Origin of the sequence: Roseateles saccharophilus, from assembly GCF_004342485.1 — a bacterium.
Classification (GTDB): domain Bacteria; phylum Pseudomonadota; class Gammaproteobacteria; order Burkholderiales; family Burkholderiaceae_C; genus Pelomonas; species Pelomonas saccharophila.
Genome location: NZ_SMBU01000087.1, coordinates 1 through 2,482, shown reverse-complemented (window position 1 = coordinate 2,482; position 2,482 = coordinate 1). Strand labels below are relative to the sequence as shown.

Annotated in this window: 3 protein-coding genes; all 3 read left to right on the top strand. The window is 62.9% G+C overall.

Translation table 11 applies throughout. The features are described from left to right. The coding region (locus tag EV671_RS26430; protein WP_207911269.1) for a DUF5372 family protein at positions 1-346 on the top strand (346 nt) is incomplete at its 5' end. 198 nt (positions 347-544) lie between these two features. Further along, positions 545-1,012 (top strand): helix-turn-helix domain-containing protein, encoded by a 468-nt coding sequence (locus EV671_RS26425; RefSeq protein ID WP_132576879.1) that lies wholly within the window; start codon positions 545-547, stop codon positions 1,010-1,012. Between the two features lie 328 nt (positions 1,013-1,340). After that, on the top strand, positions 1,341-2,482 hold a 1,142-nt coding region (locus EV671_RS26420; RefSeq protein ID WP_132576878.1), incomplete at its 3' end, for a recombinase family protein.

Below are 2,482 nucleotides of genomic sequence, written 5' to 3'. Positions count from 1 at the left end.
TTGGCAACAGCCGTCAACTGCACGAGATCTGGCAGATCCGTTGCAGTTCTTCGAGGTCACACACCCGTTCCATCCGATGTTCGGGAAAGTCTTCGCGCTGGTGGACCGGCGCCACACCTGGGGAGAGGACCGCGTCTACTTCCATGACGCCGCGGGCAGGCTCTGTCGCATGAGTGCGCAATGGACCAGCGCGGCGGAGGTGGATCTGTTCGTCTTGACCTCGGCCGGACGGTCAAGCCTGCGCGTCAGTGATCTGCTTGAGCTGGTGGGCATGGTCGAGCAACACCGGGCTGCAGAAGAGGCCCGCAAGCCTCACCGGAAGAGTTCTGGTGCGTCAAGGAAATGATGCCAATATTGGCAAGCATAATTTGCCCACGCCTTTGCTCGTCTAGTGAACGCTCGGCGCGAGCGGGAAGAGCTTTTTGTTGCTGTCAACCATGCAATATTGCTTGGATCTCGCTCCGTCTGCGCGTTTGTACGCTCTCCAGATAACACGGTATATCGCCTTGAAATCATGTTATATAGGGCGTAATATTGTTTACATATGACGCGCCCTCCCAAGATCACCCCGAAGCGACTGGCGTTGCAGGAGAGCGGCACGGTCAACACGCACGCCGAGGGGGTCCAAGACAGCACCTTCGTCGGCAGCGAGTTCTTCGACCCGCACGACCTGGTGCAGGTGCGCTACGAGATGCTTCGCCGGGTGAGCGCCGAAGGCCTGTCCATCACCGATGCGGTCGCACGCTTCGGTGTCACGCGCCCGACCTTCTACAAGGCGCAGTCCGACTTCGCGCGCGCAGGCTTGGTGGGGCTGCTGCCGGCCAAGCGTGGGCCACATGGGCCTCACAAGATCACCGATGAGGTCATGCGCTTCATCGAGCAGTCTCGCCAGGATGACTCGCAACTGGATGGCCCCGCCTTGGTCGAGCGCATCCACCAGCAATTCGGACTGGTCGTGCACCGACGCACCGTCGAACGCGCGCTGACGCCCTCGAAAAAAAAACACCGCTGAACTTCCCGATCGCCGGGGTCGACGCCGGCGAGCTTGCTCAACGCTACGAAGCTCTCAGACGCGAAGTCCTGGCGCCGACCGTCAACGTCGGCGTCGATGTTCGCGGCCTGGCGCTGCTGGTGCGCAAGGGCATGGCCGCATGGATGCATGCGCTCAGCCAGCATCCTTGCACGCACACAGCGGCGCAGCGGCGCGGATGCGATGAGTCCCCATCGAAGCGAACGGATGCCACGCCGACGGATCGGCGCTCAGCGGGCATCGAGCAAATGCTGGTGAACATCTTGGCCGCAATGACGCAGGCCAATCGTGTAGCCCTGAAAGCCTGACCATGAGCACAGAAACGAGTTCGAAGATCCAAACCCGGCACGTCAGCCGCAATGCCTACCTGTACGTGCGCCAATCCACACTGCGCCAGGTGTTCGAGAACACCGAGAGCACCAAGCGCCAGTACGCGCTGCAGCAGCGCGCAATCGCCCTGGGTTGGTCAATCGAGCAGGTGGTGATCATCGACTCCGACCTGGGGCGCTCGGGCGCCTCTGCGGTCGATCGAGAGGGCTTCCAGCGGCTCGTAACGGAGGTGGGGCTGGGGCGCGCGGGCATCGTGATGGGACTGGAGGTATCGCGCCTAGCGCGCAACTCAACCGACTGGCACAGGTTGCTGGAGATCTGCGCGCTGGCCGATACCCTCATCCTGGACGAAGACGGCGTGTACGACCCCGCGCACTTCAACGATCGCTTGCTGCTGGGCCTGAAGGGCACCATGAGCGAAGCGGAGTTGCACGTGCTCAGGGCTCGCCTACGAGGTGGCATCTTGAACAAGGCGCGTCGCGGCGAACTCGAAGTGAGGATGCCCATCGGCTTCGTTCATGACTCGCAAGGCCGCGTCCAGCTGGATCCGGACCTGCGCATCCAGGACAGCGTGCGGCAGTTGCTGCGCACGTTTGAGCGCACGGGTTCGGCCACGGCTACGGTCAAGGCCTTCCGTGAGCAGGGCTTGCTGTTCCCGCGGCATGCGATCAAGGGGCCGCGCCATGGAGAGATCCTCTGGTCGGAGCTCACGCACTCGCGGACGTTGTTCGTCTTGCACAACCCCACCTACGCGGGCGCCTTCACCTTCGGCAGAACGCGTCAGCGCACGAGGCCCGACGGCAGCACCATCAACAAGCATCTGCCGCAGTCGGAGTGGACCACGCTCATCCGCGACGCCCACGAAGGCTATCTGAGTTGGGAGCAATACGAACAGAATCTGCAACGTTTGCGAGACAACGCGAAGTCGTACGGCGAAGAGCGCGAGCGCGGCGCACCGCGTGAAGGGCCTGCATTGCTGCAGGGATTGGCGATCTGTGCGATCTGTTCGACTCGCATGACCGTGCGCTATCACCACTGCGCAGGGCAGACCCGGCCCACCTATGTCTGCCAGCACGCGGGCATCGCCACGGGGCAGCCGATCTGCCAGTCGATCCACGGGGC

What these genes read in the sequence shown, in the direction of transcription:
- EV671_RS26425 (WP_132576879.1), top strand. Translation starts at nt 545, where the DNA reads ATGACGCGCCCTCCCAAGATCACCCCGAAGCGACTGGCGTTGCAGGAG.